Genomic DNA, 25,755 nt, shown 5'->3' with positions numbered 1-25,755 from the left:
TCCTCACGCTAGCGGCCCGACGCCGGACGGTCGACGTCGGGAGACGGCACGTCGGGCGTCGGCGCGTCGGCGTCGCCGTCGTGCCCGGACCCGGTGCCGGCGGACTCAGGGCGGGACCCGGCATCCGGACGGGACCCGGCGTCCGGGCGGGACACCGGCCCCGGGCGGGACCCGGCTTCCGTCGGGCGTGTCAACACCTCCAGCAGCTCCCGGGCCGCGTTGCCCGGCGGATACCTGGCGTCGAGGTAGCGGCGCAGGTCGAGCGCCCGGTCACGCTGGGTCGACAGCTCGCCCAGGAGCCGCCGCACGTGCCCGGCCCACACCGGGACCCGCTCGTCGGCCACCCGGTCCAGCAGCGCCCGCTGGTCCGCCGGGTCCACCGTGCCGTCCGGACGGGTGATCGCTGCGAGTCCGCTCCGCCACGCGGCGACGGTGACCCCGTCCCGTACCGTGGCCGCCTCGCCCAGGGCGGCCGGCACGTACCTCGGGTCGCCGAAGAACAGTCCCGCGCCGGTGCCCTCGCCGACCAGCACGGGCACCCCGGCCCGGGCGGCCTCACTGGCCACCAGGCCGAAGCCCTCGTGGATCGACGGCATCAGCACCAGGTCGGCGGTGTACAGGTCGGTCATCAGCTCCGGGCTGCCCGGTTTCACGAACGGCAGCACCCGGATCCCGGTCCCGGCGAGGTGGGCGAGCCGTTCGGTCTGCGCCGCGACGTCGGCGGGGGGCGCACCGCGCACGGTGAGCCGGACGTCGACCCCCTCGGCACGCAGGTGACGGATCAGCTTCGCGGCGAAGTCGATGCCCTTGATCGGGTCGGTGGCGCGACCCTGGACGACCAGGTCGAAGCCCACCTTGCCGGCCGGCCGGACGGCCGGCTCGCCCGGCAGGCGGGGCATGTCCGAGACGATCTCGTGGGTCCGGGGCGGGTGGGCCGTCCCCTCCCCGGCCAGCCGGGCCGCCTCCTGACCGAGCAGCGGACCCAACCCGGTCACCAGGTCGGCACCGGCCATCAGGCGACGTTCCGTCTCGGCGTGTCCGAGGCCCTCACCCGGGTTGCCCCGCAGACCGTCGAGCACCTCCGGCGCGGTGTGCAGCACGTGGACGTAGCGGGCCCCGGGGTAGAGCTGCTCCACCAGCAGCCGGGCCACGCCACCGCTGAACCGCGAGTGGCCGACCACGACGTCCACCTCGGGCGGCAGGTTCTCGAAGAGCATCAGCAGCGCCCTCGTGTCGGGCAGGCCCTTGGCGTCCAGCACCCCCCACACCGGCCGTACGCCCGTCACCTCCAGGTTGTCGGCGACGCGTTCCCGGACCAGTTCCGGCTGGTCCGGGTCGACCGCGGACACCCGCGCGTGCACCTGCGCCCCGGCCGCCGCGAACGCCTCGGTCAGCTCCCGGTTGGCCGTCGGCACCCCGCCGAGCTTCGAGTGCCACTCGGTGCAGGTGGTCATCACCCGCAGCCGCCCGGCGGTCTCCCCGGTCGGGGCCGGGTTCCGACGCACCACCTCGTACGGGGAGAGTTCGCCGAACCAGTCGCCGTCGGCGACCCGGCCGGCCCGCACCCCGGCCGCCGCCAGACCGTCGTGCACGACCTGCGCGGTCACCTCCGGCCCGAACCGTCCGGTGAGGTGCCCCCGCAGCTCCAGCGCGCGCTCGCGGCCGGCGACGGCGTGGTCGGTCAGCCCCTGGACGCGGTCCGCCCAGGCGGTGGTGGCGGACGGGGGTTCGTCGACCACGGAGTCCCGACCCAGGCCGGCCGGGACCCGGTCGGGGTCGGTGAGCAGCCGGCCGGCACCGGTCGCGCCGTCGACCAGGACGGGGACGCCGTGTTCGGCGGCGAGGACGAACCCGGGGTCGTAGCCGTCGCCCCGGGACGACGCCAGCACGACGTCCGCCGCGTGGAACGTCGCGGTGACCGCTTCCGCCTCCGTCGGCAGCGCACGGACCTCCACGAACGTGCCGGCGAGCGTGCTCAACTCCCGGCTCAGCACCTGCCGCACGCCGGGGTCGGACTCCACACTGGTCACCACCAGCCGGGCACCGTCCAGACCCCGGGACCGTAACTCGGCCACCACCCGGGCGGCCTGGCGGTGGGCGGCCGAGTCGCCGTCGTACACCAGGAGCCTCGGGCCTGCGCCGGGGCCGTCACCGGCGGGCGGCACCGGGCGGGGCACGAACCCCGGCGTCACCTCGCGGATCTCCGGCGTCCGCCCGCCCAGCCCGGTCAGTCCCTGCCGCAGCCCGTCCGCCACGTCCGGGCCGACGGCCACCACCAGGTCCGCCCGGGACAGCACCCGCAGGTGTTCCGGGTCGGTCGGCACCCGGTCGAGGAGCTGCACGACAGTGGCGTCCGGGTAGGCGTCCCGCCGGACGTCCGCGATGCCCGCCGTCTGCCCGTGGCCGACCAGCACGTCCACGTCGCCGGGCAGCCCGTCCGGGCGCAGCAGCGGGCTCAGCGGCCCGGTGACGCCCGGGACGGGATCGGCGCCGAACACCCGCACCCCGGGGGCCGGCGTGGACGGCTGCGCCCCCGGCACCCGGATCCTCAGCTCGTCGCCGCGCCCACCGAGGGCCTCGGCCACCCGGTGCACCGTCCCGCCGGGGGCGACCCCCTCGGCGAAGCCGAGCATCCGCAGCGTCGGAGTCCGGGCCGGCGGGTCGGCGCCGACGAGCGCCTCCCGGCCGGCGTCGCTCAGCCGCCCGTCGAGCAACCGCAGCCGGGCCGCCAGGCCCGGATCGTCCGGGTGCAGCCCGAGATGGTCGCGCAGGGCCCGCAGTTCGGTGCGGGCGTACGCCGCCTGCGCCGGGTCGTGCAGCAGGTCGGCCAGCACCTCCGCCTCGGCCAGCCGGCCCAGGTCGTGCGGGCTCAGGCCGACGCCGTCGGCCAGCGCCCCGGGGGTCAACGCGGCCGGCGCGAACGGGTCCAGCCCACCGGCCGCCCGCTCGCTGATCGCGGTCAGCTCGGCGGCCTCGTGGGCGACGGCCCGCGCCACGGTGACGTCCGCCGCCCGGTCGGACAGTTCGATCCGCCACCCGCCCCCGTCCGGCGGGACGATGCCGTGCGGCAGGTCCCGGCCGGCCGCGTCGACCGGCACCGACCGGGCCACCGCGCCGTCGGGCAGCGCGTCCGCCGGCACGGCGGTCAACTCCAGCCGTACGTCCCGCAGCGGGCTGTCGGCCGGCAACCGGCCCATGGTCTGCCGCAGGGCGTCGTCGCCGAGCTGCCGTACCAGCTCCGGCTCGGGGGTTTCCCGGCCGTACCCGTGGAACTGCGCGTCGGGGACGCGGGCGGCGGTGACCGGCGGATGGCCGCCGCTGAGCAGGCCGTGGATCGCCGACGGGTCGGGCACCCGGGGCAACCCGACGGTGTACGCCGAGCGGGGGTGCAGCGGGCCGGTGTCGCTGACCGGCTTGACGCCCTTCCAGTCCGCGCCGAGCAGGGCCCGCTTGCCGATCCACGAGGCGTCCCGCCCCCGGTGGTGCTCGCCCCAGCCGGCCTGGCTGATCTCGAACGGGGTCGGATACCGGCTGCTGCCGAAGGGGTGCCGGGCCGCCCGGTCCAGGATCTCCCGCCCCGCCTCCCGCTGCCGGTACGCCTCGGCGAGCACCCGCTGCGCATCGGTGGTGCCGTACCGCGCCCGGAGCCGGTCGGGGTCGACGGGGCCGTCGGTGGAGCGGCCGGCCAGCGCGATGTCGGCGTCCACCTCGCGCAGTTCGGCCCGGAGCCGGTCCAGCACGGCGTTCGCCCGGTGCCCGGTGTCCGGCGCCCAGTCGTACCCGTCGCGCGCCCACGCGTACCCGCCGACGGTGGAGGCGGCGTGCACCTCGATCCGCTGCACGCCCGATTCCCGGTACCAGTCCTCCAGGTAGGCGTTCCATTCCCGGGCGAAGCCCCTGCCCTGCACGCTCTCCGCGAGCCGCAGCGAGGTGTGCTCCACGAAGAGACTGCCGTCGTGGTCGCGGTGGAACGCCCGCACGACCCGCCCGACGCTGCCGTGTTCCGGATCGACGATGTCGGCCCGGACGATCACCTGGTCCTGGTGCACACTGACGCTGTACTCGTCGGCTAGGTCGAGGCGGAGCCGCAGGCCGGCGAACTCACGCCCGTCCAACTGGGCGGCGACCTCCGCGCGGACGACATCCGACCAGGCCGCCACCTCCTCGTCGGAGGAGGGGAGCAGTTCGTCCAGCGAGGGTCGGCGGTCCTCCTGCCGCCACCGGCGGTCGGTCCAGAGCTCGTCGTGACGGGAGTGGTCGCGTCCGTCGACGGACGGCCCGTCCTGCGGCCGGGCGGCCTCGGGGACCGGTTCCAGCTGGTGGACGGGGTAACCGCGCCGGGCGAGGTCGGCGTCGAACCGGTCCAGCTCCGCCCGGAGCCGTGCCTGGTCGATCGGGTCCGTCGCGGCGCGCAGTTCCTCCAGCGCGTACCGCCGTTCCTCGGCCCGCAGCAGGGTGGCGGCGTCCACCGCCGGGACGGGCGGCCGGGGCCCACCCCGGGCAGGCCCGACCTCCCCCGGCGACCAGGGTCCGTCGGACGCCCAGGGTCGCGGGTCACCGGGAGGCGGCCGGTCGACCGGAGCGTCCTGCGGATCGTCGCCCCAGGGCCGCGCCTGCGGGGCCTCCGCCGTCTGGAACACACCGGCGACCCGGTCGACCATGCGCCGCAGCCCACCCCGGGGCCGTTCGGGAACCGGATCGGACGGTCGGAACCCGGGACGGTCCGCCGGGCTCCCGGGACCCCACTCCGCGAGCGGCGGCGGTCCGGCGGAATCCGGGGGGACGGTCGGGGCGGGGCCGCCCCGGTCGCGGAGCGGCGGCTCCACCCGTCCCGCCTGTTCCCTGCCCAGGGTGTCCAGGTCGAGGCCGTACCGTTCGGCGACGTCGCGGCTCATCGGGCCGTGGAGGGTGCCCTGTCGTCGCTGCTCCGCGAGTGGGTGGGTGGCCTCCTCAATGGCATGCCGGGCCCGTTCCACGAAGCTCTCCGGTGGCAGCTCGGCGAGCCGCCGGAGCATGTCCGGCGAGAGCGCCGACCGGCTGGAGGGCGCGACGTAGCGGCTGGCGACGTACTCCTGGAGCTCCCGGGGGGTGAGGTCGGCCAGCGACCGGTAGCCGTCGGAACGCGGCAGGCGCGGGTCCGAGGCATGGTCGGTCGACCGGAATCCGGCGAGTCCCCGCAGGAACTGCTGCTGCACGGTGAACGCCTGGAACTCGCCCTCGAAGCGCAGGCCGACCAGGGCGGCGTCCCGCGCGGCACGCGGAAGCCGGCCCTCGGCCACCGCTTCGAGCAGGTGCGCCCCGATGTGGTCCGGGTTCGGTTGGAGGCGGTGCATGCCCTCGTGCAGCACGGTCGCGGCGAGGGCGCTGATCGGTCGCGGTCGCCCGCCGTCCTCGGCGGCGACGAAGGTCAGTCCGTGCCGGGAGTCGAAACCGCCCCGCGCGCCCTGCGCGATCCACTGTTCGAGGGCGGGCGTGTACGCCTCGGCCGGCACCAGGGCGCGGGCGGAGTCGGGGGCCTTCGGGATGACGCGGTCGAAGGTGTCGGCCGCGTGCCGCTCGAACGCCGGCCCGAGCACGTCACCGATCTTCGCCACCGCGATCGCCTGGTCGATGGCGTGGAACCGGTGGGTGACCGGGTCCACGCTGACCACCCGGTGCGCCATCTCGACGGAGTTGAGCGGGTCCACCCCGTCCAGGTCCCGCCAGCCCGGGTCGGCGTGTTCCCCGCCCCGGGAGAAGTCCCGCCAGTCGCGGTAGCGGTCGGCGTACCCGTCGACCGCCCGGCTCAGCGCGCGTACCTCCCGGACAACGTCACCGAGGGGGCCGCCGTCGCGGGCCCGGTCGGCGGCCGCCTGCAACCGGTCGGCCTGCCCGGCCACCGCGTCGAGGTCGGCGAGCCGGCCGGCGACCGCCGCCTGCGGGTACCGGGCGAGCAGGTGCTCCTTCGCCCTGTCCACCAGCTCGTGCACCTGCTCGGGCAGTTCCGCGCCGGTCCGGGTGCGGTGGGCGGGGAAGTTGCCGCTCGGCGCGAGTTCCTGGCTGATCGGCAGCTCGTCGCCCACCCGAGGTGGGCCGGCGGGCGGCGTGGCGTTCGGGTCGGCCGGGGTCCGCTGCGCGACCAGCGCGGTCGTCTCCGCGCGCAGCCGGGCCACCACGGCGTCGATCTCCGCCTGGCTGCGCGGCAGGTAGGAGCCGTCCTGCTGGCGTACCGCGAGGTGTTCCCGGGCCCAGTCCCGCAGTTGCCCGGGGGTCGCCGGGTCGCCGGCGAGCAGGCCGCGCACGGTGTCCGGGGTCAGCGGCGTCGGCGGTGCCGGCGCGGGGGCGGTGGCGTCCCGGAAACCGACCGCGTCGGCGTCCAGCACCGGCGGGTCGGGTCGCACCGGTGCCTCCAGCGCCGCGAGCGACGGCTCCGGCGGCGTCCACGCCGGTCCGGGTCGCGTCGGCCCGTCCGGCGGCGTCGCCCCGTCCCGTCCCCCGTCCGGTACGCCCTCCGCCGGTATGCCGTCCGCCGGCACGCCCTCCGCCGGGATGCCCTCCGCCGGCACGCCGTCCGCCGGGATGCCGTCCGTCGGCACCCCGGACCGGCCGGGATCGACGGGACGGTCGAGCACCTGGTGGATCTCGTGGTGCAGGGTGCGCCAGGCGTCGCCGAGTTGCCGGTCGACGAAGGCGGCCCGCGCGGCCGGGTCTGCGGGCAGGTGCTCCGGCAGCACGACCCCGGCCGGCTCCCGCTGCACCCACTGCCCGTGCTCGACCGCCATTCCAGGCCGCAGCACCACCGGTTGCCCGGGTGGCAGCGCCGAGTTGACCTGGAGCACCACCCCGACGCGTAGCCCGTCCGGGTACTCGACGGTGAGCAGCCGGGACGACTCGTCCCAGCTCGCCCGGTGCGGCTGGTCCACCGGGCCGGCGTCCCGGCCGGCCAGCAGCTGACCGACGTGCCCGTCGAACGTCGACCGCACCACCTCGGGCAACGGCACCGAGGGCCCGACCGGATGCGACCCGGCCGGCACCAGCTCTACCGGAACGTGTCCCTGCGCTACGCCGCGTAGCTGCCCCCCGGCGGCCAGCTCGCCGCCTCGGCCTGCATCCGCAGGATCCTGCCGTACGCCTTCCGGTATTGCATGTCCGCCGGCCCGTCCAGCATCTGCCCCTCCCGGGACGCCTTCTGGATGGCCAGCCGACGGTCCTTCTCCGGGTAGCCGAAGCTGTACTCGACCTCCCGACTGTCCTTCCGGACCAGTTCGAAGTCCACCAGAATCGCCATCACCGGTTCTCCTCGGCCACGAGTTGTCCAGGTCCTCTCCGGTCCGGCCGGGCGCGACCCGGGGACGGATCGAGGCCCCGGTCTGCGCGTCCTGCTCCTCGGGCCACCGGTTCTCCGCCCCACGATCCTCGGGGGGCCGGTCCTGCGGGTGCCGGGCGGTGGCCGGGCGGTCCCCGGGGCGGGAGTGGTCCGGGCGGGTGTCGGCCCGGACAGGCTCGGCGTCGCGGTGTCCCGGGTCGGCGTCACGGCGGACCGGCTCGACGTCGCGGGCGGGCGACGCGGGGTCGCGGCCGCCGGGGTCGACGTCGCGGCCGGGCGGCGGGCTGTCGGGGTGGGTGGGACCGCCGTCGACGGGACCGTGCGGCGGCGCGGTGTCGGGCAGCGTCGACCGGGTCGCCGGTTCACCGGCCGCCCGCTCGCCGGTCGGCGGGGTCGACTCCCCCACCACCCGGTCGCCACCCGGGCGGGACCACTCCCCAGGCGTCCGCTCACCCCCGGGCCGCACCACGTCGGCAGACGGCCGGGCCGGGTCCACAGAGGGGCGGGCCGGGTCGGCGAGGCGGGCCCCCGCCTCCGGGCTGCGTACCGGAGTCGGGTGGGCGGGCTGGCGCGGGCCGCCGCCGTCCCCGCCTCCGGTGCCGCCCGCCAGGTCGGTGCGTTGCGGCAGGTCGGCCGGGGGCAGCTCGGGTCGCGGCGGGTGCGGGCCACCCGGGCCGCCGGGGGTGGGCCCGTCGCCGTCGACCACCGTCGGGTCGGGCGACCGGACGCCGTCGCGGGCGAGCACGGTGCCGTCGGCGGCGATGGCCCCGCCGTCGAGCCGTTGGCCGTCGCCGTCGACGTGGGCCCAGACCGCGCACCGCTCGCTGTAGGTGACCCGCAGGCCGGCGGCCCGGTCGACGGCGGCCATCCCCTCGGGGAGCACCATCACGTCGCGCCCGATCCGCAGGTTCGTCCCGCCGACCCGGACGGTGTCCAGTTTGTTCTGCGCGCCGAAGATGACGCCGGCCTTGGCCCCCTCCGCGCCGCCGTGCAGCATGTTCTGCAGGTCGAACTTCCCCTGCGCGGCGTCGGTCGCACCGGTCACCAGGGCGCCGGTGACCCCACCGCCGATGACGTGGCCGGGGATACCGCCGAACATGGACGCCCCGAACAGCCCACCCTGGACGGTGGAGACGCCGAGCTGACCGAGGTCGAGGCTGGCCCGTTCGCCCCCGGCGATCTGGTACATCTGGCCCAGCAGGTTGCCGCCGCCCATGAATCCCGCCCCGAACGCCACCCGCTGACCCAGGTACTTCGTCAGCTCCCGGCCGAAGGTGGTGGTGGCGATCTCACGGGTCGCGTACTGGCTCAGGGTGGCCCGGCTGAGCTGCTCGAACGCCTCGGTGCCGGCCAGGCGTACGCCGCCACGGGTGGCGAGGTCGGTGCCGACCCGGGCACCGAACCTGCGCAGCAACTGTTCCTCGATCTCCCGGGCGAGCTGGTTGCGGGCGGCGAGCAGGCTCCGCCCGGCCAGCCGTCGGGATTCCAGCCCGGCCTCCCGGCCGAGTTGACGCAGCAGTTCCCGGTTGGTGACGCCGCGCAGCCACTGACCGGCCATCCGGTCGGCGACCGACCGGGCGATGACGTTGCGCGGCAGGGTGTTGCGGGCCAGGGTGCCGGCGCCCTGCCGGATCACCGTCGGCAGGGTCTGCCGGACGAAGGCGGGGACCTGGGTCCGCGCGAAGCGCGGCAGCTGGGTGGTGACCAGCCGGGGGACCTGGGTGCGGACCAGGTTCGGCAACTGGGTCCGCACGAGCGTCGGCAGGGTACGGGTCAGCAGCGCGGTCACCTCGGCGAGGGCGGCGCGGACGGAGATGCTGCCGATGGCCCGTACGGCGTTGGTGGCGGCGGCCCCGATCGCGGCCCGGCAGGCGGCGAACGCCCCCGGGATGCCGGCGGTGGACAGGCCGAGCGACGGGATGGCGGCGGCGACCAGCATGAACAGCGAGACGGCGAGCATGATCAGGCCGAGCAGGGCCATGAACTTCATCAGCTCGACCTGGAGGCCGAAGCTCTGTACCGCCTCCTCCATGGACGCGAGGGTGTCGACCGTGCCGGCGAGCGACTCCAGGTAGGACAACCATTCCCGGGTGAACACCTCGGCGGCCCCGTCGCCGCTCCAGTTGGTCAGGATGCCGTCGGCGGCGTGCACCGCCTCCTCGTAGAAGGCGGCGAGTTCCTGCGTCGCGGCACCCCAGGCGTCGGAAAGCTCATAGACGGCGTCGATGTCCGACTCGGGGATCTTGCCGATGAGGATCTCACCGACGGTGGAGCGGACGCCCGGGATGGCGGCTTCGAGGTCGGAGAACCACTCCAGGATCTCGGCGAGGGCGTGGTCACTCTCGCTCACGCGGGGTCCTCCCCGGCACCGTCGGGTCCCCCGGCCGGCCGCCTCGGGTCAGCGCCGGCCACCGGCCCGGTCGATGTCGGTGGCGTTGTCGTCGTCGGTGCCGGTGTAGCTCCACATGGCGTCGGCCACGTACGCGCCGAGCTTGTCCATCGCCTCGCCGAGCTTGGGCACGGTGGCCTTGATCGCCTCGTTCATCTGCTGCCCACCACCGCCGGAGACCTCGACCGACTTGTGGTACGTCTTGAGGAACTCCTCGGTGAACTCGTCGCGCGGCAGCGTCCCGGGCGCGGCCTCCAGCGTGGTGATCGCGCCGAGCTTGCCGTCCATCGCGGTGGACATCGACTGCCCGTTGATCCGGAGCCGGTTGGCGATGCCGAGGATGTCGGCGACGCTCGTCCTGATCTCGACGAAGCTACTCATCGTCGTCCCCCTTCAGGCGCACGTCGGCGTCGTGGCTGTGCAGCAGCTTCTCCAGCTGGGCCCCACCGGGGGCCATCCGCCGCAGGTCGGGGGCGATGCTGCCGTCGAGGATCTCCTTGGACTGCTCGGCGGCGTCCTCCACGGCGAGCCGGACGGTCGCCACGATGGTGGCGGCCAGCGCCTTGGAGTTGGGGTTGCGGAACACCCGGGGGTCGATGTCCAGCTCCAGCAGGTGCCCCCGGGGGCCGACGACCGCCTTGACGGTGCGGTCGTCCGACCAGGCCGTGCCGGTCACCCGGAGCATCCGACGCTGCACGTCGTCCATTCCGGACCAGGCCTTCTTGAGGTCACCGATCATGGCGGTCAACGCGCCGAAGTTCGGTCGTTCCTCCATCGTCCCTCCCCCGAGGTCCCTTCCGCCGGGCAGCCTAACCGGGCCGACCCGGCCCCGGCCGCCCCGCCGGTCCGACGCCCTCCGGCCGGGAGGGCGTCGGACCGGGCGGTCACATGCCGGCGGCGATCTGCTGGTCGACCTGCTGCATCCGCTCGGCCGACGCGCCGAGCTTCACGCCGACCCGGGTCAGCGCCTCCTTGATCTCGGTGGCGCCCTGGTTCCACTTCTGCCGGGCCTCGTCGCACGCCTGCCCCGCCGGCCCCTGCCAGTCCTGCGCGAAGAGCTGGGTGAACTGGGTGTAGAGGTCCTGGAGGCTGCCGTCCATCTGGCCCTGGTAGGTGCCGATGGCGGTGGCCACGTCGGAGATCTGGGCGAAGTTGTAGGTGATGGGACTGCTCACTGGAAGGTCACCTTTCGCTGGTCACAGCGGCACGGGCCGCCCGGGAGGGTCGACTCGGCCGCGGCGGATACCGGCGGCGTCAGCCGCGCAGGATGCTCATCACGCTGGCGTCGCCGGTCTCGGCGGCGGCCTGGCGGATCTCGGTCGCGGCGTCCTCGTCGTTCATGCCGTACTGGGTGGCGGCGCTGGTCATCTTGCCGGACAGCTCGTCGAGCGCCGAGATGATCTTCTTGAGGCCGTCGTTGAGCTGCACGGAGACGTCCTGAAGCGCGTTGTTGGCCGAGCCGCGCATGCCGCTGCCGCCCAGGGCCTGCACCCGCTCGATGAGCCGTGCCATGCCCAGCGCGAGGCCCTCTCCGGTGTCGTTGCAGCGCGTCGCCATCTGGTTCAGCTGATCCTGGGTGGCGTGAACCTGACCCAGTCCAGGAGTGTCGGTCAAGGTGGACTCACCCGCTCCTCTGCTTGCGCCCCCCGGTCAGGGAAGCGTCCCCTTGATGGTGGTGGCCGTCGTGGCCGACCCTGACGGTAGCGCCCCGTAACGAATCGGGCTACCTCACTACGTCCAGAGTGGCTGGTCGGGGTGGTGACAGCGGCGATACCGGGTCCCGGCGGTGGTCGGCAGCGGTTACGCTCGGGGCGTTTTCCGGTGACACTCGGGCGGGGGCCCGCCGCACCAGGGGAGGTTCGGTGGCCGAGGACGACGGCACGGGCGGCAGCAACCCGTACCAGTACGAGACCGAACAGAACACCCGGACCGACTGGCTGGGCGATCAGAAACCCGTCGACGTCGATCCGGACGGGCTGGTCGACTACGGCAAGAACATGGTCGTCATCCAGGAGAACCTGCAGAGCCACGGTGGCCGGTTGAGCCAGCTCGGCCAGTTGCCGCACCGCGCCTGGGAGGGCGCCGCGCTACCCGAGGGCGTCTACGTCCGCACCCAGCTCACCCTGAACTACGCCGAGTTCCAGCAGTACCTGACCTACCTGGGTACGGCGCTGACTAACATCGGCATGGCCGCGCAGACGGTGGCGGACGCCTACGCCAACACCGACGGCTGGTCGGCGGCCTCGCTGGACGCGGTCCGGTTCGCTTTCGGCGAGGCCGACGCGCCACGTCCGGCCGGGCTACCGCCGTTCGTCTCCGGCAAGACCTGGTGGGACCAGTACCTCGAAACGGTGTCGAGCGGTCAGGCCAACGCCGCGCCGACCCCCGAGCAGTTCGTCGACCAGGGCCAGCCCCGGGTCGCCCCGGACGGCAGCATCACCTTCACCGCGCTCGGCCCCGGCGGCGTGGTGCGCACCATCGTGCAGCGGTCGTTGCCCGGTGGCGTGGGCACCGAGACGGTCACCACCACGGCCGACGCCACCGGCAAGGTGCTCGACAGCAGCACCAGCCGGACGACCACGGTCGTCACCGGCAACTCGACGGTGGTCACCACCACCAACACCGACGCCGAGGGCCGGCGCACCGGCGGCAGTCGGGAGACCACGTCGTACGGCGTCGACGGCGGTCACACGGTGACCAGCGAGCAGCTCGACGCCGCAGACAAGCCGACCGCCACCCGGGTAGACGCGCAGCACGCCGACGGCACGCGCACGGTCACCACGACCGACGGCAAGGGCACCGTCACGCAGGAGCTGCACATCGGTCAGGACACCGAGGGCGTGGACCCGGCCGAGCTGACCGAATCCCCCGCCAAGCGGGCGCTGGACGAGATCAAGCAGCACGACTACGGCATCTGAGCCCGGGGAGGACACCATGGCCGACTACTGGGGTGCCCAGGCCACGTACGCGCACGGTGGCCCGCGGGGCGAGGGCACCCGGTACGTCATGCCGCCGGAGAACCCGGACCTGAAGTTCACCCCGGCACCGGGCGGCGAGGGCGGGGCCACCATCGAGGCGGTCCGCCAGCAGGTGCTGGGGCAGCACCCGGAGGACATCTCGGCGCTGGCCGACCAGTGGCAGAACGCCTACAACCTGTTGCAGAGCATCCACCAGCAGTTGTTGTCGGCCAGCCGGACCCTGCACGACGAGCACTGGAAGTCCCCGCAGGCCCGTGACGCGTTCCTCAAGGCGGGGCCGGGCAAGACGCTGGCGTACCTCGACGAGTGGATGGACGCGGCCCAGCACAACGTGACCGCGCTGCGGGCGATGGTCGGCATCGCCCGCGACTCCCGGGCGGAGATGGAGCGGCTCTGGACGGAATACCGGGAGGCCCTCGACGACGCGAAGAACTCCGACGGCTGGACGCAGTTCTCCGAGGGTTTCAAGCAGGGCTTCACCCTGGGCCTGTACGACGGCGAGAAGGGCATCCAGGCGGCCGAGGCCGAGGCGGTCCAGGAGAAACAGCAGGAGTTCAACCGCCGGGCGCAGGAGTTGGCCCGACGTACCGCCGACGACTACGTCGGGACGTTGAGCAAGGTCAGCGGCGGGCACGGTCCGCCGTTCTTCCCGATGGACGCGGTGCTCAACCCGGTCGGTCACCCGCCGTGGCGCGGGCCGGTCGGCGTGCCGCCACCGGTGGGGCCGCCCGGTGTGCGTCCGCCCGGCGGGACGAACCAGCCCCCGACTCCGGTGCGGGCGGTGCCCCGACCCACCCCGACCGATCCGGATCAGTTGGCCCGGCAGGTGCTGGACACCCTCAGGCCGCCGCCGGAGACCGGGGCGCCGGTCCCGACGCCCGGCACCGACGGGCGGGCGGGTCCCGCCGTGACGCCGCCGCCGGTGGTGGCGCCGCCGCTGGTCGCGCCGCCACCCGGCCTGCCCACCGGTTCACCCGGGTTGAGCGGCGTGAACGCCAATGCCAACGCCGCCGGGGTGGGCCGGGCCGGGCTGGCCCGGCCGCCGGGTCTGGACGGGCTCACCGGTGAGCGGGGTGGGTTGCGCAGCGGGGTGCTGCGCGGTGGTGCCGGAGCGCCGGGAGTCACCGAGCCGCCCCAGGCGTCGTTGCGTTCCCCCGGCGCGAACGCCACCCCGCCACCGACGGGCGGCCGGGCCGCGCCGCCGGGCGGGCTTCGCCGGCCCGGTGCCCCGTCGGCGGCGACCCCACCGCCGGGGGTACGGGGTGCCGGCGGCCCTTCGACGACGGGGGCGCCGCACTCGCCGGGCACCCGCCGGCCGGGCACCGAGCAGGGGGAGGACGAGGCGCGACACGGGTCCGTCCGCCCGGGTGCCGGCGACGCCGACCTGTTCGGCCGGCCGGCCGGTGAGACCACCGCACCGGTGTTGCACAGCCGTCGTCCGGAGGGTCGACGGACGGCCGGCGGTGGCCGCGCCACCGGGGAGCGGGCCGGCGACGCCGCTGCGGCGACCCGGCCGGGCACCACCCCGTCCGTGCTGGGCAGCCCGGCCAGGAGTGTCGCGGTGCCGGGGACGCCCCGGTCGAAGCGACGTGACCGGGGCGACGCGGCACGCCCGGCGGCCTCGGGCGGCGAGTGGCTGGCCGACGGCCGGTCGGAGGCGACCGCACCGGTGCTGGACGCGCCGGCCGCGCCACCGTCCGGCGGGCGGGTGTCCCGGCTGGAGGAGGTGCCGGGCGCGTTGCGGGGTCGCCCGTCGGCCGGGCCGGCACCCCGACCGGCACGGGGCGGGCAGCCGGTGCCGCCGGAGCTGGCTCCCCGGCGGGCCACCGCCGCGCGGCACGACGACCGGGACGAGGGCCGCGACGGCCCGGGGATCGTCACCGACGAGCAGGCGTTCAGCGTGGAGACCCCGGGTGGCGGTGTGCTCGGCAAGCAGGCCGAGGACCGTTCCTACCGGGCCGAGCCGAAGACCGCCCTGGGCGGCAACTGACCCTGTTCCCGGCCGGCCCGTGCAGCGCCGGCCGGGAACGGTGGGTCAGGACCAGCGTTCGCCGGTGAGCCGCTCGTAGACGTCGACGTAGCGGGCCCGGGTCGCCTCGACCACGTCGGCCGGGACCTCGGGCGCGGGGGGCTGCTTGTTCCAGCCGCTGCCGGTCGCCCAGTCCCGGACGTACTGCTTGTCGTAGGAGAACTGGGTGCGACCCGGCTGGTACGACTCGGCCGGCCAGTAGCGGGACGAGTCGGAGGTGAGCACCTCGTCGCCGAGGACCAGGGTGCCGTCCGCCGCCCAGCCCAGTTCGATCTTGGTGTCGGCGACCAGGATGCCCCGGTCGGCGGCGAGTTCCGCGCCCCGCCGGTAGACGTCGAGGGTGATCTGGCGCAGCCGCTCGGCGGTCTCGGCACCCACCTTGTCCACCACCTCGGCGAAGGTGATCGGCTCGTCGTGCTCCCCGGCCGGCGCTTTGGTCGACGGGGTGAAGATCGGCTCCGGCAGGATCGACGCCTCGACCAGGCCACGCGGCAGCGGCACGCCGGAGACCGCGCCGGTGCGCTCGTACTCCGTGCGGCCACCGCCGGTCAGGTAGCCCCGGGCGACGCACTCGACGGGCACCATGTCCAGCCGGCGGCAGCGGATCGCCCGACCGGCGAACTCGGCGGGCACCTCGGTGGCGGAGATGACGTGGTTCGGCACCAGGTCGGCGAGTTGCTCGAACCACCAGAGCGACAGGGCGGTGAGCAGCCGACCCTTGTCCGGGATCGGGGTGGGTAGCACCACGTCGTAGACGGAGATCCGGTCGGAGGCGACCAGGATCAGGTCGTCGCCGTCGGTGTAGACGTCCCGGACCTTGCCCGAGTGCAGAAGTTCCACGCGCCCTAGTACACCACGGGTGCCCGGCCCGCCGGTGCGCCCACCCGGAGCCAGGGCGGCCAGCAGGCCGCGGCCCGTTGACACCCACCTGCGCCACCTGCGTGAATGATCCGGCTACCGGCCCACCCCTTCCCAGGAGCACCCGTTGCCCGCTGTGCGTCCCCCGCTGCCCCGACCCGGCATCGACCCGGCCCGCCGGCGGCTGCTCGGTGCACTGCTCGGGCTGCCGGTGCTGGCCACCGGCGGACTCAGCGGGTGCGGCGTCGAGGAGGAGTCACCGGTGCAGGACGGCCCGGTGGAGCTGTCCGTCTTCTGGTACGGCGGCACCAAGCGGGCGGAGGCCACCGAACGGGCCCTGCGGCTCTATTCGGCCCGCAACCCGCTGGTCACCTTCCGGGTGACCTGGCAGGGGCAGGGCGGCTACTACGACCGGCTCGCCACCCAGGCCGGCGGCGGTAACGTGCCCGACCTGTTCCAGATCGACGACTCGATGCTCGGCGAGTACGCCCAGCGCGGCATCCTCCTGGACCTCGGCGGCTACGTCGACGACGGCCGGATCAACCTGAACACCCTGCCGCCCGGCCTGGTGGACTACGGGAAGATCGACGACCGGGTCTACGGCGTGCCGGCCGCGCAGACCCACGCCGCCGTGGTGTTCAACCGCGCTCTGCTCCGCCGGCTCGGGGAGCCCGCGCCGACCGCCGCGATGACCTGGGCCGACTACCTGAGCTGGGCGGCCCGGGTGACCCGGGCCGGCGGCGGCCGGGTCGCCGGCTCGATGGACCCGTCGGGCGACCACCGCGCACTGTGGCTCTGGCTGCGTGGCCTGGGCACCAAGTTCTACCAGGGACGCCAGTTGGGTTTCGGCTCGGCGGCGCTGCTGGACTGGTTCGAATTCTGGGAACGGGCCCGCAGCCAGCAGGCCACTCCGGCGGCAGCGCTGGTCGACCGGGCCGACGGCGGCGAGCCGGCCCGGCAACTGGTCGTCACCGGGCACACCGCCGCGTCGTTCGCCTGGTCCCACCAGTTTCCCGAGCTTCAGCGCTACTGCGACGACGAGTTGGCCCTGGTCGGCTTCCCCGGCCCCCGGGCCGCCCAGTGGGACCGGGCGTCGATGTACTGGGCCGGATTCCGGGGCACCCGTCATCCGCAGGTGGTGGCGGACGTGGTCGACTTCCTGACCAGCAGCGTGGAGGTGGGCCGGCTGCTCGGCGTGGAACGGGGGCTGCCGGCCAGCCTGACGGTGCGGCAGGCGGTGGTCCAGACCATCGACGATCCGCTGGCCGAGCAGGTCGCCGCCCTCGGTGAGGCGCTGCGCCAGCAGGTGGGCCCGGCACCCGAACCGCCGCCGAAGGGGCACGGCGAGGTGCGTGACCTGCTCACCGAGGCGGCCCGGAGCATCCGCGCGGGGCGCTCCGGGGCGCGGGCGGCGACGACCCAGTTCATGGCCCGGGCCCAGGCGGCCCTGGCCCGGTGACGGGTCAGGGCCGCCTGGGCCCGGTGACGGATCAGCGCGGCGGACGGCTGCGGCGGTTGCGCATCAGCAGGACCACCAGCAGGACGATGCCGCCGACCACCACCAGGCAGCAGAGCAGCCCGATGACGCCGAATCCACCGCCCCTCGACCGGCGACGGGCGGCCTCCACCACCAGTTCGCCGGTGCCTGTGGACGCCCACGCGGCCACCGGCACGAAGACCGAGAGGACGACCGCGCCGAACACCGCGCTCAGCCGGCCCCACCACGTCACGGCAGTTGACTTGTTGATCCCAGTAGACATGCCCTCATCCTGACCGAGGAGAGCAAGTCCGGCACCCCGAAGCACCCGCCCACCCGGCCGCTGCCAGCACCGCCCGGGCTGAGCTCCGCCCGCCGCTGCCCGGGCTGAGCTCCGCCCACCGCTGCCCGCTCCGCCCGGGCGGAGCTGGGCCTGGGGGCTGGGCCGGGGTGCCGGAGGCGACGGGCGGGTCGCCGGAGACGGGCCACAGACGACGACAGGCCCCGGAGGGTAAACTCCGGAGCCTGTCGTAACAGTAGCGGGGACAGGATTTGAACCTGCGACCTCTGGGTTATGAGCCCAGCGAGCTACCGAGCTGCTCCACCCCGCGTCGGCTGGATAAGCTTAACCCACCCGCCAGGCGGAGATCAGCCGGCCCCCCAATCCGCCATCCGCCCAGCTCACCCCCGCCCACCACGCCGCACCACGGCTCCACGGCTCCAGGGTGTCGGGGCACGGTCACCGGGCAGCGGGATCAGATTGCCGTTGGAGAGTCGACAGGCCCATGAGGATGCGCGTAAACGCAATCTGATCGGGCTGCCCACCCCCGACGGGCAACTTCGTGAACCCGGAAACGAACGAGGGGAGCCGGCAACGAACGAGGGGAGCCGGCAACGGCCCCGCAGAACCGGTGGAAGACCCACAGACCGGTGGGTCGACGAGGGAACCCGCAGAGAGAAAACGACAGGCCCCGGAGAAGAAACTCCGGGGCCTGTCGAACAGTAGCGGGGACAGGATTTGAACCTGCGACCTCTGGGTTATGAGCCCAGCGAGCTACCGAGCTGCTCCACCCCGCGTCGCCTGGTTAACCGTAGCGCACCGACCCCCGGGCCCGCAAAACGGCCCCGGACGGGTCACCGTGGGCCCTGCGGATCAGGCCCGGCGCAGCTCGACCGACACCGGCCGTCGCCCTCCGCGTCGCGTACCACCTGCGCCGGGGACGGGCAGCGGCGTCGCCGGTGGCGGGGCGACCGGCCGCAACGGCGACGGGCCCCCGATCCCGACTCGGATCGTGGGGCCCGTCGACGCGGGAGCGGGTGGGTCAGCCGCCGGAGGACGGTGCCGGCGTGGCGGGTGGGTTGCCGCCGGACGGAGCCGCCGGGTTGCCCTGCTGAGCCTGCTGGAAAGCGGTGATCGCCTCGTCCAGCGCCTTCAACGCCCGGCCGTACCGCTCGAAGTCACCGGACGCCTGCGCGGCCTTGACCTCGGCGATCGCCGTCTGGACCCGCTGGGCGGCGGCAGCCAGGTCACCGCTGGGCGGTGGGCTGCCCGCCCCGGCCGAGGGTGAGGCCGACGGCGACGCCGAAGGGGAGGTCGGCGGGGGTGGCGTCTCGCCGCTCGGCGGCGGGGTGCTCCCCTGCCCGGCCCGTTTGCCCTGTTCGACGAGCTGTTTGATGCCGTCGCTGACGTTGTTGGCCAGGACCACGTACGAGCCGCCGTCGCCGTAGGACAGGAGCACCTTCTGCAGCAGCGGGTACGCGTCCTGCTGGTTGCTCTTGACGTAGACCGGCTCGACGTAGAGCATCCCGTCGGCGAACGGCAACGACAGCAGGTTGCCGTACTGCACCTGCGCCTGGTTGGAGGAGAGCAGGTTCAGCTCGGTCCGGATGGTCGCGTTGTTGGTCATCTGCTGGTGCACCTGCACCGGGCCGGAGATCCGGGTCTGGTCCGGTAGCTCCAGCACCTCCAGCTTCGGCTGCCCGTCGACGTACGACCCGGAGATCAGCGCGGCGAGGTTCTGCCGGCCGTTCGGGGTGACCGCCGAGGTCAGCTGGAACCGGGGGGCGTCCTGGTTGGGGAACTGGGTGAACAGGTAGTACGGCGGCTGCTTCTGCCCGCTGTCCGGCGCGTCCGGCACGTTGGGCACCTGCCAGAAGTCCTGGCCGGAGTAGAAGTCGCCGGGGTTGGTGACGTGGAACTTGGTGAGCAGGTTGCGCTGCACCTTGAACATGTCAGCCGGATAGCGGAAGTGCGCGGCCAGGTCGGCCGGGATGGCGCTCTTGGGCAGCACCAGGTCCCCGCCGAACGCCTTGTTCCACGCCTTGAGCACCGGGTCGCCGTCGTCGAACTCGTAGAGGCGGACCGTGCCGTCGTACGCGTCGACGGTGGCCTTCACCGAGTTGCGCATGTAGTTGACGTTCTCCCGGGCCAGCTGGAAGGTGCCCCGGTTGGTCAGCTCGTCGGTGGTCTCCTGCTGGAGGTTGATCCGCTCGGCGTACGGGTAGGTCGCCGCCGTGGTGTAACCGTCGATGATCCACTGGACCTTGCCGCCCACCACCGCCGGGTACGGGTCGCCGTCCAGGGTGAGGAACGGGGCGACCTTCTCCACCCGGTCCCGGGGGTTACGCACGTACAGCAGCTTGGAGTTGTCGTTGACCGCCTCGGAGAGCAGGAAGTTCGTCTCCTGCTCCTTGATCGAGTAGAGCAGCCGCCTGGTGAACGAGCCGATCTCGACGCCGCCCTCACCGGTGTAGGTGTAGTACTGCTCGCCGCCGGTGGTCGGGGTGGGCCGGTCGAACTCGGCGTTCTTGCCCTTCTCGGTCTGCCCGACGATGGCGTAGTCGTCGGCCTGCATCCGCTCGCCGTAGTAGATCCGCGGCTGGCTGGCCGGGATCTGCTCGGCCTGCGAGGAGCACGCCTCCTGGGCCTTCTCGCCGAGGAAGCCGGAGACGAAGTACGGCTGCCCGCCGCAGACCACCTGGTTGGCCGGGGCCGCGACCAGGCCGTAGCCGTGGGTGTAGACGGTGTGCCGGTTGATCCAGTTGTTCTGCTGGTCGGTCAGCTCGCCGTAGTTGATCTCCCGGACCCCGACCACGTAGTCGGAGGTCTTGTTCTCCACCGAGTAGCGGTCGATGTCCAGCTTGGGACCGAAGTCGTAGAACCCCCGGACCTGCTGGAGCTGGGTGTACGTCTCGGAGACCAGCTGCGGGTCGAGCAGCCGGACGTTCGGCACCACCGAGGTGTCCGTGGCGAGGCTGGGCGGGGGCACCAGGTTGCTGGCCGCGTACCCCTTGGTCTGCACCTCGGATATGTCGAACGCGGCCCGGGTGGCGTCGATGCTGCGCTGGATGTACGGGGCCTCCTTGTCCCGGGCGCTCGGCTTGACCTCGAAGGTCTGCACCGCCCATGGGTAGATGCCGCCGATCGCGACGGCGGAGACCCCGAGCAGGGCCAGCGAGATGCCCGGCCAGACCAGGTTCCGCATCACCGCGTTGGAGAAGACGATGATGGCGATCGCCACCACCACCGAGATGTACGCCAGGATCTCCTTCGCCGGCAGCAACGCGTTGACGTCGGCGTAGCCCGCGCCGTACAGCTTGGCGCCCTCGTTGTACTCCAGCAGCATGGCCCGCCGGTCCAGCACGTACGCGATGGCCTTGAGCAGGACGAAGACCGCGACCAGCGTGCTCAGGTGGGCCCGCGCGGCGTTGGTCATCCGGTCGCCGACGCCCTGCAGGCGCACCCCGCCGAAGATGTAGTGCACCGCCAGCGCGCCGATCAGGGCCAGCACCACGGCGGTGAAGCCGACCCCGAGCAGGTAACGCCAGAACGGCAACTGGAAGACGTAGAAGCCGACGTCGATGCCGAACTCCGGGTCCTTGACGCCGAAGTCGCCACCGTTACGGAACAGCAGCCACTGGGTCCAGCGGCCCTGCGCGGAGAGCCCGGCGAACAGGCCGAGCACCACGGCGGTCAGGCTGATCCAGGTGCCGATCCGGGGGGCGAGCAGCATCCGGTACCGCTCGAGGGTGGCCTGCTCCAGCGAGTGTGGGCGCAACGTCGGCCGCAGCCGGTACGCCAACCACAGGTTGCCGCCGACGAACGCGGCCAGGCCCAGCCCGACGGTCAGGAAGAGCAGCGTCCGGGTCAGCAGCACACCGGTGAAGACCTGGGTGTAGCGGACCTCGTCGAACCAGAGCCAGTCGGTCCACGCCTGCACCCCCCAGCCCAGAAGGGTGAACAGGAGGAACACCCCGACCAGGACGCCGATGGTGACGCGTCCGCGCCGACTCATCCTCGGCAGGGGGCTGCTACGCATGGCCACTGTTTGGCTCCGCACGCTCGATGTGATCGGCTCCGGACAGGCACCCAGAGTACGGGGTGTTCCTGAACGTCACGGGTCAGGTCGTGCCCGGCCGGTCCGGCGTGCCCGCCCTCAGCAGCGGGCCGGCTCCGCACCGGCGCGCAGGGCGTCCAACGCGGTCAATGCCTCGTCCAGCGAACCGACCTTGAGCATGGGCAGGCCGGGCTGCGGGTTGCGGACCGCCTCGGCACAGTTGTCGGCGGGCACCAGGAACGCCTTGGCCCCGGCCTTCTTCGCCCCGACCAGCTTCTGGGCGATGCCGCCGATCGGGCCGACCCGACCCTCGTCGTCGATGGTGCCGGTGCCGGCGATGACCTTCCCACCGGTCAGGTCCTCGGGCTTGAGCTTGTCGATGATGCCGAGGGCGAACATCAGTCCGGCGCTCGGACCACCGATGTCCTTCAGGTCGATCTTCAGGGTGAACGGGTGCGGCTGCCGCTGGTCGGGGACCACCCCGATCCGGGGTCGGCCGTCGGACTCCCGGCTGGTCACGGTGGCGGTGCCGGGGGCGCCGTCGCGGACGTACCCGATGGTCAGCGCGGTGCCGGCGGGCTTGCCCCGGACCAGCTCGACCAGCCGGGACGCCGAGGTGACCTTCGCGCCGTCGACGGTGGTGACCACGTCGCCGGCCTTGAGCGCGCCGGCCGCCGGCCCGTCCGCGGCGACCTCCTTCGCCACCACCTCGACCGGGTAGCCGAGCTTGACCAGCGCGGCGGTCTCGGCGCTGCTCTGCGAGTTCTGGAAGTCCTCGGCGTTGCGCTTCTCGACCTCCTCCTGCGACTCGCCCGGCGGGTAGACCAGTTCCCGGGGGACCACCGCCTCGTCCTTCGACAGCCAACCGACGATCGCGGCACGCAGCTTCACCGTCGGCTGCACGCCGACCGTGGTCATCCGGAGCTGACCGGCGGAGGTGGACGTCTCCCGGCCGGTGACCTGGATGACCTCCCGGCCGTCGGAGGTGCCGAGGGTGTTCACCGTCGGCCCGGGGCCGAGCACCACGTACGGGATGGGCGCTCCGAGCACGCCGATGCTCAGCAGGGTGGTGAGCAGAGCACCGAGGAGGACGGTCACGCCACGACGTCTCATGCGGCAGAGCGTACCGACCGGGGGCGGCGGGTCCGGCAGGCTACGGCGGACTTCGCCCTCAGCGCAACGCCGACGGCGGCTACCAGGGGCGCGGCGCGCGTACCGTAGACGTCGTGCCTGATATTCCGTTCGGTTTCGCGCTCCCGGGTGGGCAACCACCAGACCCCAACGATCCCGCGCAGATACAGCAGTTCATGTCGCAGTTGCAGCACCTGCTCTCCGCGCCGGGCAGCGGGCCGGTCAACTGGGACCTGGCCCGCCAGGTGGCCGCCAGCCAGCTCGCGGCCACGGGTGACCCGATGGCCTCACCCTACGAGCGGCACGCGGTGGAGGAGGCGCTGCGGCTGGCCGACCTCTGGCTGGAGCCGGCGTCGGCCTGGCCGACCGGCATCCGCCTCTCCGTGGCGTGGAACCGCAACGAGTGGATCTACAAGACGCTCGACGTCTGGCGCAAGCTCTGCGACCCGGTCGCCAGCCGGATGGTCGGCGCGATGGGTGACCTGGTCCCGCCGGAGGCCCGCGCCCAGCTCGGCCCGATGCAGTCGATGGTCGCCACCCTGGGTGGCGCGCTCTTCGGCGGCCAGCTCGGTCAGGCCCTCGGGCAGCTCGCCGCCGAGGTGCTCTCCGCCGGTGACATCGGCCTGCCGCTCGGCCCGGCCGGCACCGCCGCGCTGATCCCGGCCAACATCCGGGTGTACGGCGAGGGCCTGGAGCTGCCCGAGGACGAGGTACGCCTCTACGTGGCCCTGCGGGAGGCGGCCCACCAGCGGCTCTTCGAGCACGTCCCGTGGCTGCGCGGGCACGTGCTGACCGCGGTGGAGAACTACGCGTCGGGCATCCGGGTCAACCGGGAGGCGATCGAGGAGGCGATGGGCCGGGTCGACCCGACCGACCCGGAGTCGATGCAGGCGATCGCCCTGGAGGGGATCTTCACCCCGGAGGACACCCCGGCGCAGAAGGCGTCCCTGGCCCGGTTGGAGACGGCGCTCGCGCTGGTCGAGGGCTGGGTCTGCCACGTGGTGGACAGCGCGGCGGCCGACCGGCTGCCCAACGTGGTCCGCCTCGGCGAGGCGTTCCGTCGCCGCCGGGCGGCCGGCGGGCCGGCCGAGCAGACCTTCGCCGCGCTGGTCGGCCTGGAGCTGCGGCCGCGCCGGCTGCGGGAGGCGTCGGCGCTCTGGGCGGCGCTGACCGAGCACCGGGGCATCGCCGGCCGGGACGCGGTCTGGGGCCACCCCGACCTGCTCCCGTCGGACGCGGACTTCGCCGACCCGGTGGCCTTCGCGACCACCTCGACGGATCTCGACGACGAGCTGGCCACCTTCGACTTCACCGCCCCCGGCGGCCCCGAGGAGCAGGCGCCGGGCAACCGTCCCCGCCCCGACGACACCGACGGCGACACCGACCGGCCCTGACCGCTGCGGACCAGCCGCGACACCGGCCGGACCCGCCCGATCCCCGGGCAGGCCCGGCCGGTCGCCGTTGGCCGTCAGGTGCGGTGGCCGGTCAGGTGCGGTGGCCGGTCAGGTGCGGTGGCCGGAGAGCAGGGCGCGGGTCGCCTCCCAGCCCTCGACGGCCGGGTCGAGGGCGGCCAGGTCGGCCGGGCCGCGCAGCCGGTGCCAGCCGGGGGTGACCGCCACGTCGGTCGGGGCGGGCGCCGCGCGCCGCAGGTCCGCCGGCCCGGCGGCGTCCAGGTCCAGCGCCGGCAGCCAGCCGGGTACGGGTAACCGGCACGCCACGCCGAGCAGCCCGGGGCCGCCGCCCTCGACCGGGGCGACGGCGACGGGTCGACTGGTCAGCGGTCGGAGCAGCTTGCCGAGGGTGAGCCCCGGCAGGTCGGGGGCGTCGGCGGCGACCACGGCAGCCTGGTCGTACCCGTCGAGGGCGGCCAGCACGGCGTCGACGGTCGGCTCGGGCACCTCGTACACGGGGGTGTCGGGCCAGCGCACCGCGTCGGCCAGCCAGCGGTCGGCCGGGGTGACCGCGAGCGCGGTCTCCACCTCGGCGAGGGTGGCGAACAGGTCCACCACGTCCTCGGCCAGCGCGGTACGCCAGCGCGTCAGCTCGACGCCGGGCGGCGACCAGGCGACCGGAGCGAGCAACGCCACCACCACCCGTCGGAGCATTCCCCGACTGTAGTGGGCACCCTGTGGGTGATCGACTCCTGTGGGCCGAAGTGGTGGCGTCGACGCCCGGCGGACCCCGCTACCTGCACCTGGACGAGTCGATCTGCACCTGGAGGAGTCGATCGACCCACGGCCGGACGGTCGACGGGGGTGGCGGTCAGCCGGCCACCGGGACGGCCGAGGCGGCGGCCACGCCCTCCAGGTAGCCCCGGGCCCGTTCGGTCTTGGCGTACCGGCCGACCAGGGCCCAGAAGCGGGCGTTGTGGCTCGGCACGATGAGGTGCGCCAACTCGTGCAGCAGCACGTAGTCGAGCACCCACTCGGGCATGTCCTGGAGCCGGTGCGAGATCCGGATGGTCCGGTCGGCGGGGGTGCAGGACCCCCATCGGCCGTTCTGGTTGGTGACCCACCGGACGCTGGCCGGCAGGGTCTCTCCGCCCTGGTCGGACAGGTACAGGTTGATCAGGCGGAGGGCCCGGTCGAGCAGCTCGTTGTCGTTGCGGGCCAACCGGCCCTCCCGGGCGGCGAGCCGGGCGAGCATCCGGTCGACCCACTCGCTCTCCTCGGCGCGGGAGAACTGGTCCGGGATGAGCACCACGACCCGTTCGCCGTCCCGGTAGGCGGACACCGTCCGTCGCCGGCGCTGACTGCGCCGTACCTCGACGACTGGCTTCCGCGCCGCCATCAGTGGGCCGCGCAGCCGTGGTTTCCTGCCACGAGGGAAAGCTAATGCGTACTGACCAGGGGTCCGCAAGGGTCAACACCCCGACACGCGCCCAGAAAATGGGGGTTAGTAGTAAGGAGTCCGAAAAAAACTGGTGGTGACCATGAGGCTGGACCCTCGTCACCCTTCGTGGCGAGACCGACCACCCCCCACCGGGCGCGACCTCCACCGTAGTTGATCAGCTCCGGTAGCGTCGCCGCACCCCCGTCCGGGGGACCTCCCCTGGCACTCCACACGGCGTGTCCCCGGCAAACTCACTTATCCCGCCTATTTCGGGATGCACACTCTCGACGTCGACTTGCTCACAGTGTCGATGCACAGCTGACATGGAACCGCCCAGAGCTGGGTAGGGTCCGCCAACCGGCGGTCACGTGGGTGGCCGCGGAGAAGGACCCGGCGCCGCGCCCCGCGTGGCCCGCCG

General features: G+C 73.8%; 15 protein-coding genes and 2 tRNA genes. 4 read left to right on the top strand and 13 right to left on the bottom strand.

Features of this window, described 5'->3' with window-relative positions:
• Positions 1 to 8 precede the first annotated feature (8 nt).
• The 5 genes from JQN83_RS16780 to JQN83_RS16760 all read right to left on the bottom strand — a co-directional run bounded on the left by JQN83_RS16780 (position 9) and on the right by JQN83_RS16760 (position 11,309).
• On the bottom strand, positions 9 to 9,656 hold the full coding sequence (locus JQN83_RS16780) for a glycosyltransferase (protein ID WP_208568083.1): 9,648 nt from the start codon (positions 9,654 to 9,656) through the stop codon (positions 9 to 11).
• 48 nt (positions 9,657 to 9,704) lie between these two features.
• On the bottom strand, positions 9,705 to 10,076 hold the full coding sequence (locus tag JQN83_RS16775; RefSeq protein ID WP_208568082.1) for a hypothetical protein: 372 nt from the start codon (positions 10,074 to 10,076) through the stop codon (positions 9,705 to 9,707).
• Positions 10,069 to 10,470, bottom strand: coding sequence for a YbaB/EbfC family nucleoid-associated protein (locus JQN83_RS16770; RefSeq protein ID WP_208568081.1), 402 nt, complete (start codon positions 10,468 to 10,470; stop codon positions 10,069 to 10,071). The genes JQN83_RS16775 and JQN83_RS16770 overlap by 8 nt, the downstream gene beginning before the upstream one ends.
• Positions 10,471 to 10,579: 109 nt before the next feature.
• Complete coding sequence (locus JQN83_RS16765; RefSeq protein ID WP_088644222.1) at positions 10,580 to 10,870, bottom strand: WXG100 family type VII secretion target; 291 nt, start codon at positions 10,868 to 10,870, stop codon at positions 10,580 to 10,582.
• A gap of 79 nt (positions 10,871 to 10,949) precedes the next feature.
• Entirely contained in the window at positions 10,950 to 11,309 is a 360-nt protein-coding gene (locus JQN83_RS16760; protein WP_244252578.1) for a WXG100 family type VII secretion target, read from the bottom strand.
• Between the two features lie 248 nt (positions 11,310 to 11,557).
• Here JQN83_RS16760 and JQN83_RS16755 point away from each other — a divergent pair, with 248 nt between their 5' ends.
• Both JQN83_RS16755 and JQN83_RS16750 read left to right on the top strand, forming a co-directional pair.
• Entirely contained in the window at positions 11,558 to 12,613 is a 1,056-nt protein-coding gene (locus JQN83_RS16755; RefSeq protein ID WP_208568080.1) for a WXG100 family type VII secretion target, read from the top strand.
• A 16-nt stretch (positions 12,614 to 12,629) separates the two neighbouring features.
• Positions 12,630 to 14,663, top strand: a complete 2,034-nt coding sequence (locus JQN83_RS16750) for a WXG100 family type VII secretion target (RefSeq protein WP_208568079.1) — start codon at positions 12,630 to 12,632, stop codon at positions 14,661 to 14,663.
• Positions 14,664 to 14,708: 45 nt separating this feature from the next.
• On the opposite strand, the gene JQN83_RS16745 is transcribed toward JQN83_RS16750, so the two are convergent.
• Positions 14,709 to 15,542: a phosphoribosylaminoimidazolesuccinocarboxamide synthase gene (locus tag JQN83_RS16745; RefSeq protein WP_208568078.1), complete on the bottom strand. Its 834-nt coding sequence runs from the start codon at positions 15,540 to 15,542 to the stop codon at positions 14,709 to 14,711.
• A gap of 154 nt (positions 15,543 to 15,696) precedes the next feature.
• Between JQN83_RS16745 and JQN83_RS16740 the strand changes: the two genes are divergently transcribed.
• Positions 15,697 to 17,019: an ABC transporter substrate-binding protein gene (locus JQN83_RS16740; protein WP_208568144.1), complete on the top strand. Its 1,323-nt coding sequence runs from the start codon at positions 15,697 to 15,699 to the stop codon at positions 17,017 to 17,019.
• A gap of 31 nt (positions 17,020 to 17,050) precedes the next feature.
• Here JQN83_RS16740 and JQN83_RS16735 read toward each other — a convergent pair whose 3' ends face one another.
• From JQN83_RS16735 to JQN83_RS16715, 5 genes are all read right to left on the bottom strand, one after another.
• Positions 17,051 to 17,320 carry a hypothetical protein gene (locus JQN83_RS16735; protein WP_208568077.1) on the bottom strand — a complete coding sequence of 90 codons (270 nt, stop codon included), beginning with the start codon at positions 17,318 to 17,320 and terminating at the stop codon, positions 17,051 to 17,053.
• A 254-nt stretch (positions 17,321 to 17,574) separates the two neighbouring features.
• A tRNA-Met gene (locus JQN83_RS16730) sits at positions 17,575 to 17,648 on the bottom strand.
• A 392-nt stretch (positions 17,649 to 18,040) separates the two neighbouring features.
• Positions 18,041 to 18,114 (bottom strand) — tRNA-Met (locus tag JQN83_RS16725).
• Between the two features lie 245 nt (positions 18,115 to 18,359).
• The gene (locus tag JQN83_RS16720) at positions 18,360 to 21,356 is read right to left on the bottom strand and encodes a UPF0182 family membrane protein (RefSeq protein WP_208568076.1); all 2,997 of its coding nucleotides are present in this window, start codon (positions 21,354 to 21,356) and stop codon (positions 18,360 to 18,362) included.
• A 117-nt stretch (positions 21,357 to 21,473) separates the two neighbouring features.
• Complete coding sequence (locus tag JQN83_RS16715) at positions 21,474 to 22,487, bottom strand: YlbL family protein (protein ID WP_208568075.1); 1,014 nt, start codon at positions 22,485 to 22,487, stop codon at positions 21,474 to 21,476.
• A gap of 182 nt (positions 22,488 to 22,669) precedes the next feature.
• Between JQN83_RS16715 and JQN83_RS16710 the strand changes: the two genes are divergently transcribed.
• Positions 22,670 to 23,899, top strand: coding sequence for a zinc-dependent metalloprotease (locus JQN83_RS16710; protein ID WP_504739805.1), 1,230 nt, complete (start codon positions 22,670 to 22,672; stop codon positions 23,897 to 23,899).
• Positions 23,900 to 24,007: 108 nt separating this feature from the next.
• On the opposite strand, the gene JQN83_RS16705 is transcribed toward JQN83_RS16710, so the two are convergent.
• Both JQN83_RS16705 and JQN83_RS16700 read right to left on the bottom strand, forming a co-directional pair.
• Positions 24,008 to 24,610, bottom strand: a complete 603-nt coding sequence (locus JQN83_RS16705) for a hypothetical protein (protein ID WP_208568073.1) — start codon at positions 24,608 to 24,610, stop codon at positions 24,008 to 24,010.
• A 157-nt stretch (positions 24,611 to 24,767) separates the two neighbouring features.
• On the bottom strand, positions 24,768 to 25,298 hold the full coding sequence (locus JQN83_RS16700; RefSeq protein ID WP_208568143.1) for a M48 metallopeptidase family protein: 531 nt from the start codon (positions 25,296 to 25,298) through the stop codon (positions 24,768 to 24,770).
• Positions 25,299 to 25,755: the final 457 nt, after the last annotated feature.

It is taken from the genome of Micromonospora antibiotica (genome assembly GCF_017599305.1).
Lineage (GTDB): Bacteria > Actinomycetota > Actinomycetes > Mycobacteriales > Micromonosporaceae > Micromonospora > Micromonospora antibiotica.
This window is presented reverse-complemented; position numbering and strand designations above follow the sequence as displayed.